Here is a 17,085-nt window from a genome sequence, read left to right on the forward strand (position 1 = left end):
CTTCATGCTACGATGAATATTGTCCAAAGCGACAAGAGCGCCATGAGGATGATCACCAGCCAGCCGATCCCGAACATGGCCGAGCGCATGGGCTGGTTTTCGGTCCGGATATGGACGACAGCCATCGCAATTCGCGAGAGGAGGAAAATGGATGCCAAGGCATTGACCGAAACGGGCGATGCCCCGGACAGCATGGCTGCCACCGTGGTGGCCATGAATGCCGGTGATGTTTCGACAGCGTTCATGAACGCACGTTCGCGGCGATAAGCCGGATCAGCATAGTTACGCTTGGGCTTGCCGCAATCGCAGCGGTTCTCGGGCTTCCGGCCACGGGTCGAGATCATGGACAAGGCCACCATCATCAATCCCCAAAGGGCAAGTGACGCCAGCGCGTGCCCATATTCCTCGAAACCGGCCATTACTCTGCCGCCACTGCGCTGACGCGGCCGGTGCGCTTGTGCTTGATCCGGTCCTCGATTTCATCCCGGAAATGCCGGATCAGACCCTGAATGGGCCATGCAGCAGCATCACCCAGCGCACAGATGGTGTGGCCCTCGACCTGCTTGGTCACGTCCAGCAGCATGTCGATCTCTTCGGGCTCCGCATCCCCCGTCACCAGACGGTCCATCACGCGCATCATCCAGCCGGTGCCCTCGCGGCAGGGCGTGCACTGACCACAGGACTCATGCTTGTAGAACTTTGACAGACGCCAGATCGCCTTGATCACATCTGTCGAGTTGTCCATCACGATCACCGCCGCGGTGCCAAGGCCTGACCGCTGTTCGCGCAGATAATCGAAGTCCATGATCGCATCGCGCATGTCCTTGCCGGGGATCATCGGCACCGAAGATCCGCCGGGGATCACAGCCTTGAGGTTACCCCAGCCGCCCCGGATGCCGCCGCAATGGGTCTCGATCAGCTCTTCGAAGGTGATCGACATGGCTTCTTCCACGACGCATGGGTTGTTCACGTGGCCGGAAACGGCGAACAGCTTTGTCCCGGCGTTGTTGGCACGGCCGAAACCTGCGAACCATTCTGGCCCGCGCCGCAGGATCGTGGGCACAACGGCAATGGATTCAACATTGTTCACTGTGGTCGGGCAGCCATAAAGGCCCGCGCCCGCCGGGAACGGTGGCTTCATGCGGGGCATACCCTTCTTGCCTTCAAGGCTTTCCAGCAGCGCCGTTTCCTCACCGCAGATATAGGCACCGGCACCATGGTGCAGATACAGATCGAAATCCCAGCCCGACTTGGCAGCATTCTTGCCCAGCAGACCAGCCTCGTAAGCCTCATCAATCGCGTTCTGGAGCGCTTCTTTCTCGCGGATATACTCGCCCCGAATGTAGATATAGCAGGCATGCGCGTTCATCGCGAAAGACGCGATCAGGCACCCTTCGATCAGCGTGTGCGGATCATGGCGCATGATCTCGCGGTCCTTGCAGGTGCCGGGTTCGGATTCGTCCGCGTTGATCACCAGATAGGCAGGCCGCCCGTCGCTTTCCTTCGGCATGAAGGACCACTTCAGACCAGTTGGAAAACCCGCGCCACCCCGGCCCCGCAACCCGGACGCCTTCATCTGGTCGATGATCCAGTCGCGCCCCTTCTTTAGGATACCCGCCGTACCATCCCAATGGCCGCGTGCCTGCGCGCCTTTTAGCGTGCGGTCATGCATACCGTAGATATTGGTGAAAATGCGGTCCTGATCTGCAAGCATGTGCTCTCTACTCTTCTCTGTGCTCCTGACCGGAGCCTAATCGCGTTCTTCAGCCCAAGGGACTGATCAGTCTTTTTTATCGGCCTGCCGTGCCTGCCACATCTGAAAGATCACCACCATGGCCCAAAACAGCGCAGCAAGTGCTGCGAAATCGAACAACAGCGCATAGCGCCCCGGCAAGCCAAGCTGCGGCCCCGCAAGATTGGCGATCAACCACAAAACCATGGTCAAAGCGATGACCAGACCAACAGTCTGGCCTTTCTTCGCCAATGCCTTGTCGCGTTGCTCACTCATCCGCGGAACCGGCCAGCCTTACTTCTTCTTGCGCTTTGAGAACTCTGTCTCGCCGCCCTTGGCCAGGATTTTCGCCTGGCTCATCCAATCGTCACGCTCAATGCGGCCCTTGAACCGCAGTCGGGAATCAACCCACTCGATCTCTTTCTTGCGCCATGCTGCGACCTGTTCAAACCGGTAGACGCCCATCTCATTAAGGGTCTGCTCCAGCTTGGGACCCACGCCACTGATCAGCTTAAGGTCATCGGCACCTTCGGCCGGAGGCCCATCGTAAAGCTCAGGTTTGCCATCGGCCGCAACCGGCGCGCGTTTGCTCTTGGCACCGCTGTCTTTTGGTGCCTTGGCTGCCTGCTGTGCCGCCACGGACGGGGCCACTGCCGGTGCTGCGGTCTCTCCTGCGGGGATTGCCTTGGATTTCTCTACAGTTTTTCCCTTGCCACCTTCGTACTTCCATTCGCCTTTGCGCGATGCAAGTTCGGCCTGCCCCGCAAGCGGTTTGGAAGGCTTGACGCCACCTGACATGACAGGCGCAGCAGTGGCCGAAGCCGAGGTTGATGTCGCTGCGGGTGCAGCAGCGGCAGGTCCGTCTGTCGCGCCGGATGGGGCTGTGCCCCCTTCTCGGCGTGCCTTGTCCTCAGCCGCCTCACGCGCGTATCGCTGTGCGGGTTTTGCATCCGATGCCAGATCAGCCGCAGCCGTCTGACCGCGACACATGAACAGGCTCAACACAACGCCCAGGGCAAACCCTATCACTGCGCCAGTAAAGAACGCCTGAGTGCCGTCAAAACCGGCCAGCATGTAGAGCATGACCATGGAAACGACACCCACCACGGCGGCAACGCCCCAGCAGATAATCGTACATTCAAAGCTGCTTTGCTTCTCTGACATAAATTTCAAATCCCTCTTGGTGCAGGCGACCCGTTAGGAACCGCCATCGTAGCGCCCGTCTGTGCGGGCCTTCGCGGAAAAGGCTGTCTCTTCGCCGACCGCCAGTTTCTTTGCCTGCTCCACCCAATCATCGCGGCTTACACGCCCCTTGAACCCCTGAAGGTTCTGGTCCGCCCAGATAATTTCCTCATCGCCCCATTTGGCGATTTGGTCAAAATGAAACACACCCATGCTGTTTAGCATGTTTTCCAGCTTTGGACCTACACCCTTGATCAACTTGAGATCGTCAGCCCCGGATTTGCGCGGCGCTTTCATCATACGCGGTTTCTTGCCCGCGCTTTCAGTGGCCTTGCCAGACTGCGCCTTGACGCTTTTATCAGCTTTCTCCGGTGCGACAGATCCTGTTTTCGGCTTTGCTTTCGCCATGGCTTTTGGGGCCTCACCCGGCGCCTCGCTACGTCCGTCAGAGCTTGCTCCGACGTTTCGCGGCGCGGCCTTTTCTCCGGCCACGCGTCCGCCCTGTTTGCCGTCTGGGCCCTCAGGCGGCATCAGCGGGTCACGCTTGACAGCCTTGCCCTTTGCGGGAGCGGCATCTGTATTCGCGCCCTTGCCCTGCCATGGTGTCACAAGGGGCACTTCGGTACCGTCGATCCGCTTGACCGTATCACCGATATCAACGGCCAGTTGCGCACTCGCATTGTATTGGGTCTTGCCGCTATCCTGATCCTTAAGGCTGGTAAGACCGCCCAAAGGTTCGGACGCATAACGCCCGTTTTGAGGTCCCGGTACCGGCACTTTGCCCGCCGCCAGATCATCAAGGAGTTGGGTCAGCTTATCGGCGGTCAGATCTTCGTAGTAGTCCTTGCCGATCTGCGCCATTGGCGCATTCGCGCAGGCACCCAGGCATTCGACCTCTTCCCACGAAAACTTGCCGTCAGCGGACAGTTCATGCGGGTTCGCGGCAATCTTTTCCTTGCAAACACTCACCAGATCCTCGGCACCGCAGATCATGCAGGTCGTGGTGCCACAAATCTGGATATGTGCAACGCTACCAACAGGTTGCAACTGGAACATGAAGTAGAACGTTGCCACCTCGAGGCCACGAATATAGGCCAATCCCAACATTTCAGACACATGCTCAATGGCGGGACGGGTCAACCACCCCTCCTGCTCTTGCGCGCGCCACAACAGCGGAATGATCGCGCTGGCCTGACGGCCCTCTGGGTACTTGGTGATCTGCGCTTCGGCCCACTTCTGGTTGTCAGATGTGAAGGCAAAACTATCGGGTTGTTCGTGGTGCAGTCGGCGGAGCATCGTCTCTGGCCTTCGTCTCTAGTTATGGGCACAGCGCCCGGTATTACAATTCAGTTGCCGGAGAGGACCGCCGATCAGCGGTCGATCTCTCCGAACACCACATCCATTGTCCCGATAATCGCAGCAACATCAGCCAGCTGGTGACCTTTGCTGATGTGATCCATCGCTTGCAGGTGCAGGAAGCCCGGCGCGCGCAGCTTGGCGCGGTAAGGCTTGTTCGTGCCATCGGCCACAAGATACACGCCGAACTCGCCCTTTGGTGCTTCAACCGGGCAATAGACTTCACCCGCCGGCACGTGGAACCCTTCGGTATAAAGCTTGAAGTGGTGAATCAGGCTTTCCATGTTCTGCTTCATGTCGGTCCGCGTCGGCGGCGTGATCTTGCCCCGCGCAAGGATATCGCCCTTCCCTTCGGGCGCGCGCAGCTTGGCGATCGCCTGATGGATGATGTGGACGGACTGGCGCATTTCTTCCATGCGGCACAGATAGCGGTCAAAGCAGTCGCCGTTCTTGCCGACGGGCACCTTGAATTCGAACTCGTCATAGCATTCGTAGGGTTGCGCACGGCGCAAATCCCAAGCCATGCCAGAGCCGCGCACCATAACGCCTGAGAAGCCGTAGTTGAGGATGTCTTCTTCGGTCACGACACCGATGTCGACGTTGCGCTGCTTGAAAATCCGATTTTCAGTCAGCAGCCCGTCGATATCGTCCAACAAGGCCGGAAATTCGTTCGCCCAAGTCTCGATGTCGTCGATCAGATCTTCGGGGAGGTCCTGGTGCACACCGCCCGGCCGGAAATAGGCCGCGTGAAGCCGCGCGCCGCAGGCACGCTCGTAAAACACCATCAGTTTCTCGCGCTCTTCAAAGCCCCACAGCGGAGGCGTCAGCGCACCAACGTCCAGCGCCTGCGTGGTCACGTTCAGCAGGTGGTTCAGCACCCGGCCAATCTCGCAATACAGCACGCGGATCAGGGACGCGCGGCGAGGTACTTCGGTCCCGGTCAGCTTTTCAATCGCCAGACACCACGCGTGTTCCTGGTTCATAGGCGCCACGTAGTCCAACCGGTCGAAATACGGCAGGTTTTGCAGGTAAGTGCGGCTTTCCATCAGCTTTTCGGTGCCACGGTGCAGCAAGCCGATGTGCGGATCGCACCGCTCGACAATCTCGCCGTCAAGCTCAAGCACCAAGCGCAAAACACCATGAGCCGCAGGGTGTTGCGGGCCAAAGTTGATGTTGAAATTCCGGATGCGCTGTTCACCCGTCACGGCGTCGGTCGAGCCGTCGTCGTAGGTGTTGACGCGAATATCGCCGTCCATCATTTACGCCCCTTCATCAAGCGGTCGTTGGGCGTGTCTTCATCCGCGCGTACGCGGATCGGCATTTCGTCGCCTGCGCCAAACAGCTTGGCCATCAACTCTTCCAGAAAGGCAATCATAGCTTCTCCAACTCTTGCAGCTTCAGGCCCATCCACCACAGCAAGGCAATAGTGCCAAACGGGACGAGACAGACCGCAGCCCAGTATTTGTTTATGCCGAAGTGCGGCAGCAGCTTGACCATCGGAATGGCCGTCAGGGCCGACAGGATCAACCACCAGATGCCGCCCATTACTTTGCTCCTTCGGCTTTATCGTCTCCCGGGAGGATGTATTCAGCCCCTTCCCAAGGCGACATGAAATCAAACTGCCGGTATTCCTGAACCAGCTTGACCGGCTCATAGACAACGCGCTTTTGCGCCTCGTCATAGCGGACCTCCGTGTAGCCGGTGGTCGGGAAATCCTTGCGCAGCGGATAGCCGCGAAACCCGTAGTCGGTAAGGATCCGGCGAAGGTCCGGGTGACCTGAGAACAGGATACCGAACATGTCAAAAATCTCACGCTCGAACCAATTGGCGCTGGGGTGCACTTCGGTCAGCGATGGCACCATGTCCTTTTCCCGAACCGCAACGCGCAGGCGGATGCGGTGGTTTTGGTACATGCTGAGCAGATGATAGACGACATCGAAGCGCTTTGCCCGGCCAGTATAATCAACCGCCGTGATGTCCACCAATGTCGAGAACCGGCAAGTCGCATCTCCCTTCAGGAAGTCCACCAGCCCGGCAATATTGCCAAGCGTCACATCCATATTCAGCTCACCATGGGTTACATCCCAGGCCAGCACGCAATCGGGCCGCTTGGCCTCGATATAGCTTCCAAGCTCTTGCAGCGCGTCAGTCATCGTACAATCGTCCCTGTCCGGCGCATTTTTTTCTGCAGCTGAAGGATGCCATAAAGCAGCGCCTCCGCTGTTGGTGGGCAGCCCGGCACGTAGATGTCCACGGGTACGATCCGGTCACAGCCGCGCACCACGGAATAGCTGTAGTGGTAATAGCCACCGCCGTTGGCGCAAGAACCCATCGAGATCACATAGCGCGGCTCTGGCATCTGGTCGTAGACCTTGCGCAGCGCCGGGGCCATTTTGTTGGTCAGTGTACCCGCGACAATCATCAGGTCCGACTGGCGCGGGGAGGCACGTGGTGCTGTCCCGAACCGCTCAAGGTCATAACGCGGCATGGAGGTATGCATCATCTCAACCGCGCAGCACGCCAGACCAAAGGTCATCCAGTGCAGCGAGCCGGTGCGCGCCCAGTTGATCACATCCGCCGAGGAGGTGACCAGAAATCCCTTGTCCTGCAAGGCCGCGTTCAGGTCTTGCGTGGCGACCTCCCGGTCGGGTCCGGCCTTGTAGGCGCCTGCGTCGGTTACTGCCATTCCAGCGCCCCTTTCTTCCATTCATAGGCGAAACCAGCGGTCAGCACGCCAAGGAACACCATCATTGACCAGAAACCCACCATTGAGATGTCCTTGAAGGCCACGGCCCAAGGGAACAGGAAGGCGATTTCCAGATCGAAAATGATGAACAGGATAGAAACGAGGTAGAAACGCACATCGAACTTCATCCGGGCGTCGTCAAATGCGTTGAAACCACATTCGTAGGCAGACACCTTTTCGGGGTCCGGATTGCGCACGGCTATGATCACGGCAGCAAGGATCAAGATGATCCCGAAACCGACCGCAACAGCCAGAAAAACAAGGATAGGCAGGTATTCCCGCAGCATGTCGTCCAAGGGAGGCTCCTTTTGGCTTGGCATCCGCATGGCAAGGCGCGGACACCGACATCACGTCGTTGAAGTTGGGTCTAAACTCATGCACGGCAAGGGTCAACGGGATGGGGCGGGTAAAAGGCCGCAGGTGGGCGCCTGTTGCGGTGGAATTGAGCACCTGACTGATCTTGAACACAGCATCACAGGCATTGTCACCCCTGGAACCCGTATTCCCCAGCCCTCAAGCGGCTTGCTACACGTGGGAATTGAATTAAAATGGGGTTAACGCCGTCATTCTTGGCTTCATCAGCAAAGGCCGCTGTTCACATGTTTGAATCCGACGATGCCCCCGAGCGGGACGATTCCCTCGACTATCGTCAACACTTCCAAGAATACCCTGTCCAGCTTCTCATCCTTGACCACGATCTGCGGGCAACTGATGCGAACGAACGGTTCTTCAAAAATACCGGCAGTACCCGGGACCAGATCATGGGTAACAAAATCTTTGACGTCCTGCCTGCGGACCCGCAACACCGCGCCCCGGTAGAGCAGGCACTGCGCGCTGCACTCGATGGCAAGGAAACCTCTGTCGTCGAGTTGTATTACCCGATGCCAGATTCTGACGGGCCACCCGGCGCCCAGCGCGATGTCTGGTGGACCGCGACCCATCGCCCCCTGCGCAACGCCCAAGGTCAGATCACCCATGTCATCCAGGCATCAGAGCCGGTCACCGAGAAAGTCCAGGCGGACCGCATGTCAGCAGCCATTTCGTCAGAGCTGGAGCACCGGATCGGCAATCTGCTAACTTTGGTGCTGACGGTCGCAAAGCGCACTGCCCAGTCAGAAAGCGACCTGAAGGCGTTCATGGCGAATTATGAACGCCGGATCATCGCATTGGCATCCACCAGCAAGTTGCTTACCGGTAAGAACCTACATGGCCTCAACTTGGAGGCTTTGCTGCGTGCGCACCTTGATCCCTATCTTGGCGAAGGGTCCAAGACTGCGATCCGTATTTCCGGACCAGACCTTCACATACATCCAGATCGCGCACAGTCGTTTTCCCTCGCACTCCATGAACTCACGGCTAACGCAGCAAAATACGGTGCGTTCTTCCAGCAATCGGGCGAGCTTTCTGTGACTTGGGGCGGTTCACTGGAGTCTGATTTCTGGTTTTCCTGGGTTGAGACAAACATCTCGATCGACGGTCAGCCTGACAGAAAAGGCTTTGGTACCGAAATCCTGACCCGCATTTTCCCTGCGCAAATTGGCCTTCCGGCCCAGACCCGTTTCGATGCTGATCAGTTTGCGTATCAGGTTGGAACAAATACGTCTCGGGACAACGGCTAGATTCGCACCTGGCAATGGAATGCCTCGAAGACTGCGAGAGCCGTTGCGAACACCCTCTCCGTGGCGGTCAATCAATGACCTTGGACATCCATTTGGCGACCATGTCATGTTGCACGCGGGCCTGCTCTGTCACCCGGTAGAAACCAACCAGTTCGCGCACCGGACCGCTGATGCGCTCAAAGCCTGAAATGAAGGCAACGATGACGCCTACCTGGCTTTCCCCGATCATCACCAGATAACCACCAAACAACAGGACCGACAGCGGTCCCAGCGCATTTGTCAGATTGAGAGCCGCCTTCAACGTGAATTTCAACATATTGAACATGATCCGGTTCTCATAAATCTTGGACAGAATTGCCGGATCATCCTCCGATACCGGGGCCTCCATGTTCGACACACGATCACCAAGGCTACGTACATAGCTGACGCGTTCTTCCACCAATTCATTCAGCTTGCGCTGCATCAGTGGGGTCAACATGATCTGCGGCACCATGAAGGCCAGCGCATAGAGTGCGATCTGTGGCTCCACCACGAACATGTAGACCAGAACACCCAGTAAAAGCGCAATGTTTGCACAGGCTTGCGAGAGTGCCTCACCAACAAATCCGCCAAGCTTTTCAACTTCGGATCCGACAATAGAGACAACCCGCCCTTCAGCGTTTTCATCATCCTCTATCTGCCCACCGTAAAGCCGCAGCAGATGGGCACGCGTGTAGATATTCGTACTTTCGGTCAGCCAGACCTGATACATCCGCAGACCGAATTTTACCGCCTGATGGAGGATGATGATTGCCAGATAAATCAGGCCAAATCGGACGAGCAACGGAATGTCTTGTGTCTCGACCACTTCGTTGACGATCCGGCGCTGCAATTCAATCGGCGCAAGATTGAGGGCCGCAACCATGACCGCAATGGCGCAGGTTGCCACCTGATGCCAGCCCGTCATCCGCCAGACATACGCGCGAATTGAAGATGCCGCGCTGTCATCACCCGTGCGTTTGAGCTCGCGGGGGGTATAGAGCCTTGAAAGTGGTGTCACAGGATGTCGCCGCCGTTGTTTCACTGCTGTCCGACACCTTGTGCCGATAGATGCGGCAGCTGCAAGCCCGCATGATTGCGGCGACACATTACGCATGAGCTGTATACGTGAATGCTGGTCGGGCGGATGATATCAGCCGATTGACGCACCTCAATCACAAAGCAGGGCCTGCAGCTATTGTCTGGCCATGCACCAGATAAACCCTCTGCGGGGTTCAAAATTGGGATACGTGGTCTTCGCCATAGCGGCCACCGCCTGCGCCGCAGTTTTCTCATTGGTATACGGCCAAGGCCCTTTACCCGGCATTGGTCACATGCCGCTGTTGCCTGTGGTTGTCATTGCGGCCGGTGCCCTGCTGCCGCTTTTGAACATCATCGAAACCCGACAATCGAAGAATACAGGCACCATCAGCATGGTAGCTATTTCAGGGTTGTGCGTTCTTGGGTGCGTCCTCACCCTTCCAGCCATTTTGATCGACCTTGCGATACCATTCCCGCAGGACCTGAATGTCCCCTTGCCTGAGGCCTTGTTGTTTTATCCTGCCATCGCCCTTGTGGCCGAGGTTACTTTTCACCTGATACCGCTCGCTGTTTTGTCTGTGATCGCGTCGAGAAGACCAAGCTCACCTCTGGTCTTTCTGCCCGCAATTGCGGCTGAACCGTTGTTTCAGTTCGCTCTTAACTCTGGTGCGACGCTGCAAAGCTGGCTGGTCCTTGGCAACGTCAGCCTGATCAGTACTGTACAGATTTGGCTATTTCTCCGGTTCGGTGCCGGATCAATGATCGCCCTACGTCTGATTTATTACCTCTGCTGGCATGTGCTGTGGGGCCTACAAAGGCAATCGCTCCTATTCTAGCGCCCGCAGCAGTTTACGCAGCCAACAGATTTGGGCGGGGTAACAGCCCCGCTCCTATGGCATCCAGGCGGCCTTGCGCTTGTCAAAAAAGGCCCCGATGCCCTCCGCAGCTTCCTCGGTTTCCCACCGCTCAGCCAGCGCAGCAATGGACATCGCAACCGCCTCTTCTGTTGCGACACCGCCCAGATCAAGCGCAAGGTTTTTGGCAGCAGCGACCGCCCCCGGCGCGCAGCTAAGATAGGGCACCACCTCTGCCTCAATCGCGGCATCCAGTTCTTCCGCTGGCACGTTCTTGGCCAGCAATCCGAGGTCAACTGCCTCGTCAGCCCCGAAAAGCCGGGCGGACATGAACACGCGTCGGGCGCGCCCTTCTCCCATTCGGGCCAGCACATAGGGTCCGATGGTAGCTGGTATGATGCCCAGCCGCGTCTCGGTGAAGCCCATCTTCAATGTATCTACACCGATTGCGACATCACAGACGGATGCCATACCGACCCCACCGCCAAAAGCGTTGCCCTGTACCTTGCCAACCAGAGGCTTGGGCAACCGGTTTAACGCCCCCAGCATACCAGCCAGCTTGGAGGCTTCGGCTGAGCGTGTTTCGGCATCCATGTCGCGCTGCGCACGCATCCAGCCCAGATCGCCGCCTGCGCAGAAAGACTTGCCAGCACCAGTCAACACGACAACCCGCACCGCGTCATCCGCCGCCAGATCGCCCGCAGCCTGTGTCAGATCGGCCAGCATCTGGGCTGACATGGCGTTGTGCTTTTCGGGCAGGTTTAGCGTCAGTGTTGCGACACCCCGTGCGTCGGTGTCGATCGTGATCGTCTCAAACATCGTCTCAGCCCCGCATTGCCTTCGCCATCTCAGCAGCTTCTTCCAGGACTGCCTGATCCAGTCCTGTCTGATAGCCCAGCGCGGTCAGATGTGCGTTGACCGCCTCTGTGGCGACGTTGCCCGCAGCACCCGGCGCATAAGGACATCCACCCAAGCCACCCACGGCAGCATCAAACACCCGCACCCCCATGGAAAGCGAGGCATCAATGTTGTCCATCGCCCGGCCCTTGGTGTCGTGGTAGTGACCGGCAAGTCGCCCGACCGGCACAGCATCTCGCACCGCCAGCAACATGCGGGCGATGCTGTCAGGTGTGCCTGCGCCAATCGTGTCCCCAAGCGAGATTTCATAGCAGCCCATGGCGAAAAGCTTGTCGGCCACCTCTGCCACCGCTGCAGGGGCGACAGGGCCGTCATAGGGGCACTCCACCACGCAAGACACGTATCCCCGCACCGGAATATCCACGTGCCGCGCTTCTTCCAGGATGGGCGCAAAACGTTCGAATGACTCTGCAATACTGGCGTTGATGTTCTTCTGGCTGAACCCTTCGGAGGCCGAGCCAAAGACCGCGATTTCATCCGCCCCCGCCTTCAGCGCGTCCTCGTAACCCCGCATGTTCGGGGTCAGGGCTGCGTACCGGATACCATCGACTCGTTTGATGGCCGCCAGCACCTCACCTGAACCTGCCATTTGCGGCACCCATTTCGGGCTGACGAAACTGGCGCATTCAATCCGCCGGAATCCTGCGGCACTCAGCTTGTCCACCAGCGCGACCTTTTCGGCCACCGGTATCTCGCGCGCCTCGTTTTGCAGCCCGTCCCGGGGCCCTACTTCGAAAATTTCACATGGCCCCAGACTCATGGCGCTCCCCCGTCATTGATTGATGTTCTTTGGTCACCCTAGACCTAATCCACCGGCCACGGTGGATAAAAATCCTGCTGATAGATTCCGTCACCATGAGGCAGCGATTTTTGAAAAGCTTCGCGCTCAGTGATACGCTCGTACCATTCGGCCACCGCCGGATGATCATCCAGCTTGACGAAGAACTTCGACATATAGACGGCCTGCCCCACCGAAATGTCCGCTGCCGAAAATCCTGAGGTCAAAAGGTAATCGCGGTTCTCGACCGGGGTGCTCAACCGCGCCTCGATCGCGTCGAAACATTTGCCGATCCGCGCGGCTTCAAGCTTCATCACGATGGGGCTGCGCATGTGGTCTTCACGCAAGGCTACATGTTGCTGAGTCAATGCGGCCGTGTGCTGACTGATCGTCTCGGCAAAATGGACCCAGACCAGCCATGCCATGCGGTCGGGCGTTCCGGGGCTGCGGCCCAGCCGGTCAGGGCTGAAACGTTCGCACAGATACTGGGTGATCGCGCCGGTCTCGAACATCCGCTCGCCCTCGATCTCAAGCGCGGGCACACGGCCCGCAGGAGACAGGCTGAGGTATTCAGGCGCCCGCAAGGACCGGTCAAAGGCGTGAATATGCACGCGAAAATCCACATCCAGTTCATTCAGCAGCCACAGCGTGCGCATGGATCGGGTCTGCGGGCAATGATGCAGCGTGATCATGCGGCAGCCTCCGTCTCTTCTGCTTCGAGCCGGACCAGCGCCGCCCCTGCCTCGACCTGATCGCCTTCGGCGGCCAGCACCTCGGCCACGGTGCCATCGCGTGCGGCAAGCAAGGAATGTTCCATCTTCATGGCCTCCAACACGGCCAGACGGTCACCTTTCGCAACGACTTGACCGACCTTCGCGTCGACCGCACGGACAAGTCCGGGCATCGGTGCCTCGATCAAGTTGCCGTCTCCCTGCGCCCCCGCCGCGCGATCCAGCAGATCGACCACTTCGAAGGTCAATCCGTACCCCTCGAATACCGTGATCGCGTCTCCCGCCCGCGTCACGTCAGCAGCGATCTGTCCGCCGACGATCCAACGGCCTGCCCGCTGTTCTGCGGTGACGTCGTCATCGCCCACGGACCAGATCTGCTTGTCGGGCGACGACACGCGCACTTTGAGCAAATGTTCCCCGTCGTCCCACCGCAAGAGCACCTGCCGGCGCAAAGGTCGCCAAAGATGAAAGCCGGTTTCGGCAGCGGTCTCCAGCAATCCAAGCGCCGCCATCCCGGCGAGCGCGGCGTGACGCGGTGCGACTTCGGGCGCGACGGTCAGGGCATCAATGTCCCGCGCGATCAACCCGGTATCAACATCGCCTTGTCCAAAGCCGTCATGTCCGGCCAGCGCACCGAGAAACGCAAGGTTGGTCACCGTGCCGCCAACCTGGCAGCCCGCCAGCGCCGCGCGCAGTTTCGCCAAGGCCACGTCCCGCGTCGGGCCATGAACGACCACCTTGGCGATCATCGGGTCGTAAAAGGGTGAGATCGTATCCCCTGCCCGGACACCCGAGTCCGCCCGCGTCTGAGGTGTGAAAGCCAGATGTGTCAGCGTCCCTGTCGCAGGCAGGAAGCCTTTTGGCACATCCTCGGCATAAAGCCGTGCTTCAAAGGCATGGCCATTGATCGACAGATCTTCCTGCGCGGCTGGCAGCGCCTCTCCGGCAGCCACGCGCAGCTGCCATTCCACCAGATCAACACCTGTGATCATCTCTGTCACCGGATGCTCGACCTGAAGGCGCGTGTTCATCTCCATGAAAAAGAACCCGTCCGGAGACAGCCCCTCCGAGCCATCCACAATGAACTCAACGGTTCCCGCCCCCGCATAGCCGATCGCCTCTGCCGCACGGACCGCCGCGGCCCCCATGGCCGTGCGCATCTCCTCGGTCATACCGGGCGCCGGGGCTTCCTCGATCACTTTTTGGTGGCGACGTTGGAGGGAACAATCGCGCTCAAAGAGATGCACCGCAGTCTTGCCATCGCCAAACACCTGAACTTCGATGTGGCGTGGCTTGGAGACGAATTTTTCAACCAGGACATCGGCATTGCCGAAGGCGGTTTTGGCCTCGGAACGTGCGCTTTTCAGCGCCGCAAAGAAGTCATCCGGCTTCTCGACCAGCCGCATGCCCTTGCCGCCACCGCCTGCCACAGCCTTGATCAGCACGGGATACCCTATGGCTTCGGCCTCTTTCGCCAGCAGACCATCGTCCTGATCCGAACCGTGATACCCCGGCACGACCGGCACCCCGGCCTTGACCATCAGCGCCTTGGCCGCGTCCTTGAGGCCCATCGCGCGAATGGCCTTTGCGGAGGGACCGATGAATGTGAGCCCGGCGTTTTCGACTGCCTCAACGAAGTCCGGGTTCTCTGACAAAAAGCCATATCCCGGATGGATCGCCTGCGCGCCCGTGTCCAAAGCGGCTTGGATGAGCACGTCGCCCTTAAGGTAGCTTTGCGCAGGCGCTGAGCCGCCAATGTGCACGGCGACATCGGCCATCTCCACATGCTTGGCCCCCGCGTCTGCATCCGAATAGACGGCGACGCAGCGCACACCCATGGCGCGGGCCGTCTCCATCACGCGGCAGGCGATCTCGCCCCGGTTCGCAATCAGGATCGTATCAAACATGCGCTGTTTCCTTTTTCATTCTTCTGTCTTGGCCTTGTGGCTCTTTATCGCGTTCACATGAACCGGTCCGCTACCTCGAACCGCTCGACAACCATCATTGCATCAGGCGCAAAGACCCCCGCCCGCGTCAGATACGCCTCATACCCCTCGCGCCAGTGCGCCAGATCGCGAAACTCTCCCTGATCGGCGATCAGGTCTTCGGTCATCTCATCAAAGCGCATCAGGTCGACGGCAACGGTACGGATGGCCAGAACCGGCAAGCCATTGTTATGCAGGGCGATATCCACACGCTCCGGCTCCGGCATCCGTTCGCCCCGCTGTTCAAAATTGGCAACGGCGTCGCAGCTGACGGTTTTGAAGCCGTTCGAGACAAGGCGCAGTATCTTGACGTTCAGTTCGTGGCTGTCCCCGAAGGTAAAAGTGCTTGAGCCCGGAAAACGGGCAAGAGCGTCAGGTACGGAAATCATCGCATTCTCCTTGATCAGCAATCCTGCTCACTCAGAGCAGCGTTTCGTGTTGGACCGCGACTACATCCGGAAGACGCCGAATTTCGTCGGCTCTATCGGTGCATTCAAACTGGCCGAGAGACTGAGGAAGAGCACATCCCGGCTTTTGCGCGGATCGATGATGCCATCGTCCCAGAGCCGGGCCGACGCGTAAAGGGGGTGGCTTTGTTCTTCGAACATATCGATGGTCGGTTGCTTGAACGCTGCCTCTTCTTCAGCCGACCATTCCTGCCCCGCGCGCTCCATCGCGTCGCGCTTGACGGTGGCCAGCACGCCAGCCGCCTGCGGCCCGCCCATCACAGAAATCCGGGAATTTGGCCACGTCCACAGGAAACGGGGGCGATAGGCCCGACCCGCCATGCCGTAGTTGCCAGCGCCGAAGGAACCGCCCACCAGCATCGTGATCTTTGGCACATTTGTGGTGGCAACCGCCGTCACCATCTTGGCACCATGACGGGCGATGCCTTCGTTCTCGTATTTCCTGCCCACCATGAAACCGGTGATATTCTGCAGGAAAACCAGTGGGATATTGCGCTGCGAGCATAGCTCAACGAAGTGCGCGCCCTTCTGTGCGGCCTCCGAAAACAAGACGCCGTTGTTGGCGATGACCCCGATGGGGCAGCCCTTGACGTGGGCAAAGCCGCAGACCAGCGTTTCGCCAAAGCGCGATTTGAATTCATCAAACCGCGAGCCGTCGACCAGCCGCGCGATGACTTCTCGAATATCATAAGGCGTGCGCAAGTCCGCTGGCACTGCCCCGAGGATTTCGGAAGGATCATAGGCGGGCTCTTCCGGCGTCTCCCATTGCACGGTCGTGGGCTTGGCCCGGTTCAACTGCCCAACAGCACGGCGTGCCAGGGCAAGCGCATGGGCATCGTCCTCTGCCAGATAGTCAGCGACACCGGACAAACGGGTATGCACATCCCCCCCGCCAAGGTCTTCGGCAGACACAATTTCGCCGGTCGCGGCTTTGACCAGAGGCGGTCCGGCCAGAAAGATCGTTCCCTGTTCCTTCACAATAATCGTCACGTCCGACATCGCAGGCACGTAGGCACCGCCAGCGGTACAGGACCCCATCACAACGGCGATCTGGGGAATGCCTTTGGACGACATACGCGCCTGATTGTAGAAGATCGCGCCAAAGTGGTCCCGGTCTGGGAAGACCTCGTCCTGATTGGGCAGGTTTGCACCGCCGGAGTCGACAAGATACACGCACGGCAGATTGTTGGCTTCCGCGATTTCTTGTGCACGTAGGTGCTTTTTGACCGTCATCGGGTAATAGGTGCCGCCCTTCACCGTTGCATCGTTGCAAACGACCATGACCTCGTGCCCCTGCACCCGGCCGATACCCGCGATCACACCCGCGCAAGGAGCAGCCCCATCGTAAAGCCCATGGGCCGCTGTCGCCCCGATCTCCAAAAAGGGCGACCCCGGATCAAGCAGGTTCGCCACCCGCTCCCGCGGCAGCATCTTGCCCCGGCTCTCGTGGCGCGCGCGCGATTTTTCACCACCGCCCAATGCCGCCGCTTCCGCTGCCGCGCTGACCTGATCCAGCGCTTGCAGATGTGCGGCCTCGTTGGCCTTGAACGTCTCGGAGGACGTGAGAATTTGTGAGCTCAGTTTCATGAAAGTCCTTTCATGCTGCACCAGCGATGAGAGGTGCCTCACCGCCGTTTATTGGTCGATTTCGTCGCGTG

General features: G+C 59.0%; 19 protein-coding genes. 2 read left to right on the top strand and 17 right to left on the bottom strand.

Annotation, left to right across the window (positions count from 1 at the left end; translation table 11 throughout):
* Positions 1 to 2: 2 nt before the first annotated feature.
* From GV827_RS01235 to GV827_RS01275, 10 genes are all read right to left on the bottom strand, one after another.
* Positions 3 to 419 carry an MAPEG family protein gene (locus GV827_RS01235; protein ID WP_164351869.1) on the bottom strand — a complete coding sequence of 139 codons (417 nt, stop codon included), beginning with the start codon at positions 417 to 419 and terminating at the stop codon, positions 3 to 5.
* Positions 419 to 1,714: an NADH-quinone oxidoreductase subunit NuoF gene (nuoF, locus tag GV827_RS01240; RefSeq protein ID WP_164351870.1), complete on the bottom strand. Its 1,296-nt coding sequence runs from the start codon at positions 1,712 to 1,714 to the stop codon at positions 419 to 421. The genes GV827_RS01235 and nuoF overlap by 1 nt, the downstream gene beginning before the upstream one ends.
* Positions 1,715 to 1,780: 66 nt before the next feature.
* On the bottom strand, positions 1,781 to 2,008 hold the full coding sequence (locus GV827_RS01245) for a DUF5337 domain-containing protein (RefSeq protein ID WP_164351871.1): 228 nt from the start codon (positions 2,006 to 2,008) through the stop codon (positions 1,781 to 1,783).
* A gap of 18 nt (positions 2,009 to 2,026) precedes the next feature.
* Positions 2,027 to 2,896: a hypothetical protein gene (locus GV827_RS01250; protein WP_164351872.1), complete on the bottom strand. Its 870-nt coding sequence runs from the start codon at positions 2,894 to 2,896 to the stop codon at positions 2,027 to 2,029.
* Between the two features lie 33 nt (positions 2,897 to 2,929).
* Positions 2,930 to 4,210: an NADH-quinone oxidoreductase subunit E gene (locus tag GV827_RS01255; RefSeq protein ID WP_164351873.1), complete on the bottom strand. Its 1,281-nt coding sequence runs from the start codon at positions 4,208 to 4,210 to the stop codon at positions 2,930 to 2,932.
* A gap of 74 nt (positions 4,211 to 4,284) precedes the next feature.
* Positions 4,285 to 5,529 (bottom strand): NADH-quinone oxidoreductase subunit D, encoded by a 1,245-nt coding sequence (locus GV827_RS01260; RefSeq protein WP_164351874.1) that lies wholly within the window; start codon positions 5,527 to 5,529, stop codon positions 4,285 to 4,287.
* 112 nt (positions 5,530 to 5,641) lie between these two features.
* Positions 5,642 to 5,815, bottom strand: coding sequence for a hypothetical protein (locus GV827_RS23305; RefSeq protein ID WP_204325660.1), 174 nt, complete (start codon positions 5,813 to 5,815; stop codon positions 5,642 to 5,644).
* A complete protein-coding gene (locus tag GV827_RS01265; protein ID WP_164351875.1) occupies positions 5,815 to 6,423 on the bottom strand; it encodes an NADH-quinone oxidoreductase subunit C in 609 nt (202 codons plus the stop codon). The genes GV827_RS23305 and GV827_RS01265 overlap by 1 nt, the downstream gene beginning before the upstream one ends.
* Complete coding sequence (locus GV827_RS01270; protein ID WP_164351876.1) at positions 6,420 to 6,956, bottom strand: NuoB/complex I 20 kDa subunit family protein; 537 nt, start codon at positions 6,954 to 6,956, stop codon at positions 6,420 to 6,422. Before GV827_RS01270 ends, GV827_RS01265 begins: the two co-directional genes overlap by 4 nt.
* Complete coding sequence (locus GV827_RS01275; RefSeq protein WP_164351877.1) at positions 6,947 to 7,312, bottom strand: NADH-quinone oxidoreductase subunit A; 366 nt, start codon at positions 7,310 to 7,312, stop codon at positions 6,947 to 6,949. The genes GV827_RS01270 and GV827_RS01275 overlap by 10 nt, the downstream gene beginning before the upstream one ends.
* 303 nt (positions 7,313 to 7,615) lie before the next feature.
* Between GV827_RS01275 and GV827_RS01280 the strand changes: the two genes are divergently transcribed.
* Complete coding sequence (locus tag GV827_RS01280; RefSeq protein ID WP_164351878.1) at positions 7,616 to 8,635, top strand: HWE histidine kinase domain-containing protein; 1,020 nt, start codon at positions 7,616 to 7,618, stop codon at positions 8,633 to 8,635.
* Positions 8,636 to 8,702: 67 nt separating this feature from the next.
* On the opposite strand, the gene GV827_RS01285 is transcribed toward GV827_RS01280, so the two are convergent.
* Positions 8,703 to 9,674 (bottom strand): ABC transporter ATP-binding protein, encoded by a 972-nt coding sequence (locus tag GV827_RS01285; RefSeq protein WP_328823092.1) that lies wholly within the window; start codon positions 9,672 to 9,674, stop codon positions 8,703 to 8,705.
* A 364-nt stretch (positions 9,675 to 10,038) separates the two neighbouring features.
* Here GV827_RS01285 and GV827_RS01290 point away from each other — a divergent pair, with 364 nt between their 5' ends.
* The gene (locus GV827_RS01290; RefSeq protein ID WP_164351879.1) at positions 10,039 to 10,530 is read left to right on the top strand and encodes a hypothetical protein; all 492 of its coding nucleotides are present in this window, start codon (positions 10,039 to 10,041) and stop codon (positions 10,528 to 10,530) included.
* Between the two features lie 54 nt (positions 10,531 to 10,584).
* Here the strand turns inward: GV827_RS01290 and GV827_RS01295 are convergent, their stop codons facing one another.
* Genes GV827_RS01295 through GV827_RS01320 form a run of 6 tightly spaced genes read right to left on the bottom strand, consistent with a single transcriptional unit; the run spans position 10,585 to position 17,014 of the window.
* A complete protein-coding gene (locus GV827_RS01295) occupies positions 10,585 to 11,367 on the bottom strand; it encodes a crotonase/enoyl-CoA hydratase family protein (protein WP_164351880.1) in 783 nt (260 codons plus the stop codon).
* A 4-nt stretch (positions 11,368 to 11,371) separates the two neighbouring features.
* A complete protein-coding gene (locus GV827_RS01300; protein WP_164351881.1) occupies positions 11,372 to 12,226 on the bottom strand; it encodes a hydroxymethylglutaryl-CoA lyase in 855 nt (284 codons plus the stop codon).
* Between the two features lie 44 nt (positions 12,227 to 12,270).
* Positions 12,271 to 12,936: a glutathione S-transferase family protein gene (locus GV827_RS01305; protein ID WP_164351882.1), complete on the bottom strand. Its 666-nt coding sequence runs from the start codon at positions 12,934 to 12,936 to the stop codon at positions 12,271 to 12,273.
* Complete coding sequence (locus GV827_RS01310; RefSeq protein ID WP_164351883.1) at positions 12,933 to 14,882, bottom strand: acetyl/propionyl/methylcrotonyl-CoA carboxylase subunit alpha; 1,950 nt, start codon at positions 14,880 to 14,882, stop codon at positions 12,933 to 12,935. The genes GV827_RS01305 and GV827_RS01310 overlap by 4 nt, the downstream gene beginning before the upstream one ends.
* Positions 14,883 to 14,935: 53 nt before the next feature.
* A complete protein-coding gene (locus GV827_RS01315; RefSeq protein WP_164351884.1) occupies positions 14,936 to 15,349 on the bottom strand; it encodes an ASCH domain-containing protein in 414 nt (137 codons plus the stop codon).
* Positions 15,350 to 15,409: 60 nt separating this feature from the next.
* On the bottom strand, positions 15,410 to 17,014 hold the full coding sequence (locus GV827_RS01320) for a carboxyl transferase domain-containing protein (protein WP_164351885.1): 1,605 nt from the start codon (positions 17,012 to 17,014) through the stop codon (positions 15,410 to 15,412).
* Positions 17,015 to 17,085 lie beyond the last annotated feature (71 nt).

This window comes from Sulfitobacter sediminilitoris (assembly GCF_010667575.1).
Classification (GTDB): domain Bacteria; phylum Pseudomonadota; class Alphaproteobacteria; order Rhodobacterales; family Rhodobacteraceae; genus Sulfitobacter; species Sulfitobacter sediminilitoris.

Excerpts from the sequence above, each read along its gene's own strand:
- GV827_RS01235 (WP_164351869.1), bottom strand. The coding sequence starts at position 419 with ATGGCCGGTTTCGAGGAATATGGGCACGCGCTGGCGTCACTTGCCCTT.
- nuoF (WP_164351870.1), bottom strand. The coding sequence starts at position 1,714 with ATGCTTGCAGATCAGGACCGCATTTTCACCAATATCTACGGTATGCAT.
- GV827_RS01245 (WP_164351871.1), bottom strand. The coding sequence starts at position 2,008 with ATGAGTGAGCAACGCGACAAGGCATTGGCGAAGAAAGGCCAGACTGTT.
- GV827_RS01250 (WP_164351872.1), bottom strand. The coding sequence starts at position 2,896 with ATGTCAGAGAAGCAAAGCAGCTTTGAATGTACGATTATCTGCTGGGGC.
- GV827_RS01255 (WP_164351873.1), bottom strand. The coding sequence starts at position 4,210 with ATGCTCCGCCGACTGCACCACGAACAACCCGATAGTTTTGCCTTCACA.
- GV827_RS01260 (WP_164351874.1), bottom strand. The coding sequence starts at position 5,529 with ATGATGGACGGCGATATTCGCGTCAACACCTACGACGACGGCTCGACC.
- GV827_RS23305 (WP_204325660.1), bottom strand. The coding sequence starts at position 5,815 with ATGGGCGGCATCTGGTGGTTGATCCTGTCGGCCCTGACGGCCATTCCG.
- GV827_RS01265 (WP_164351875.1), bottom strand. The coding sequence starts at position 6,423 with ATGACTGACGCGCTGCAAGAGCTTGGAAGCTATATCGAGGCCAAGCGG.
- GV827_RS01270 (WP_164351876.1), bottom strand. The coding sequence starts at position 6,956 with ATGGCAGTAACCGACGCAGGCGCCTACAAGGCCGGACCCGACCGGGAG.
- GV827_RS01280 (WP_164351878.1), top strand. The coding sequence starts at position 7,616 with ATGTTTGAATCCGACGATGCCCCCGAGCGGGACGATTCCCTCGACTAT.
- GV827_RS01295 (WP_164351880.1), bottom strand. The coding sequence starts at position 11,367 with ATGTTTGAGACGATCACGATCGACACCGACGCACGGGGTGTCGCAACA.
- GV827_RS01300 (WP_164351881.1), bottom strand. The coding sequence starts at position 12,226 with ATGAGTCTGGGGCCATGTGAAATTTTCGAAGTAGGGCCCCGGGACGGG.
- GV827_RS01305 (WP_164351882.1), bottom strand. The coding sequence starts at position 12,936 with ATGATCACGCTGCATCATTGCCCGCAGACCCGATCCATGCGCACGCTG.
- GV827_RS01310 (WP_164351883.1), bottom strand. The coding sequence starts at position 14,882 with ATGTTTGATACGATCCTGATTGCGAACCGGGGCGAGATCGCCTGCCGC.
- GV827_RS01315 (WP_164351884.1), bottom strand. The coding sequence starts at position 15,349 with ATGATTTCCGTACCTGACGCTCTTGCCCGTTTTCCGGGCTCAAGCACT.
- GV827_RS01320 (WP_164351885.1), bottom strand. The coding sequence starts at position 17,014 with ATGAAACTGAGCTCACAAATTCTCACGTCCTCCGAGACGTTCAAGGCC.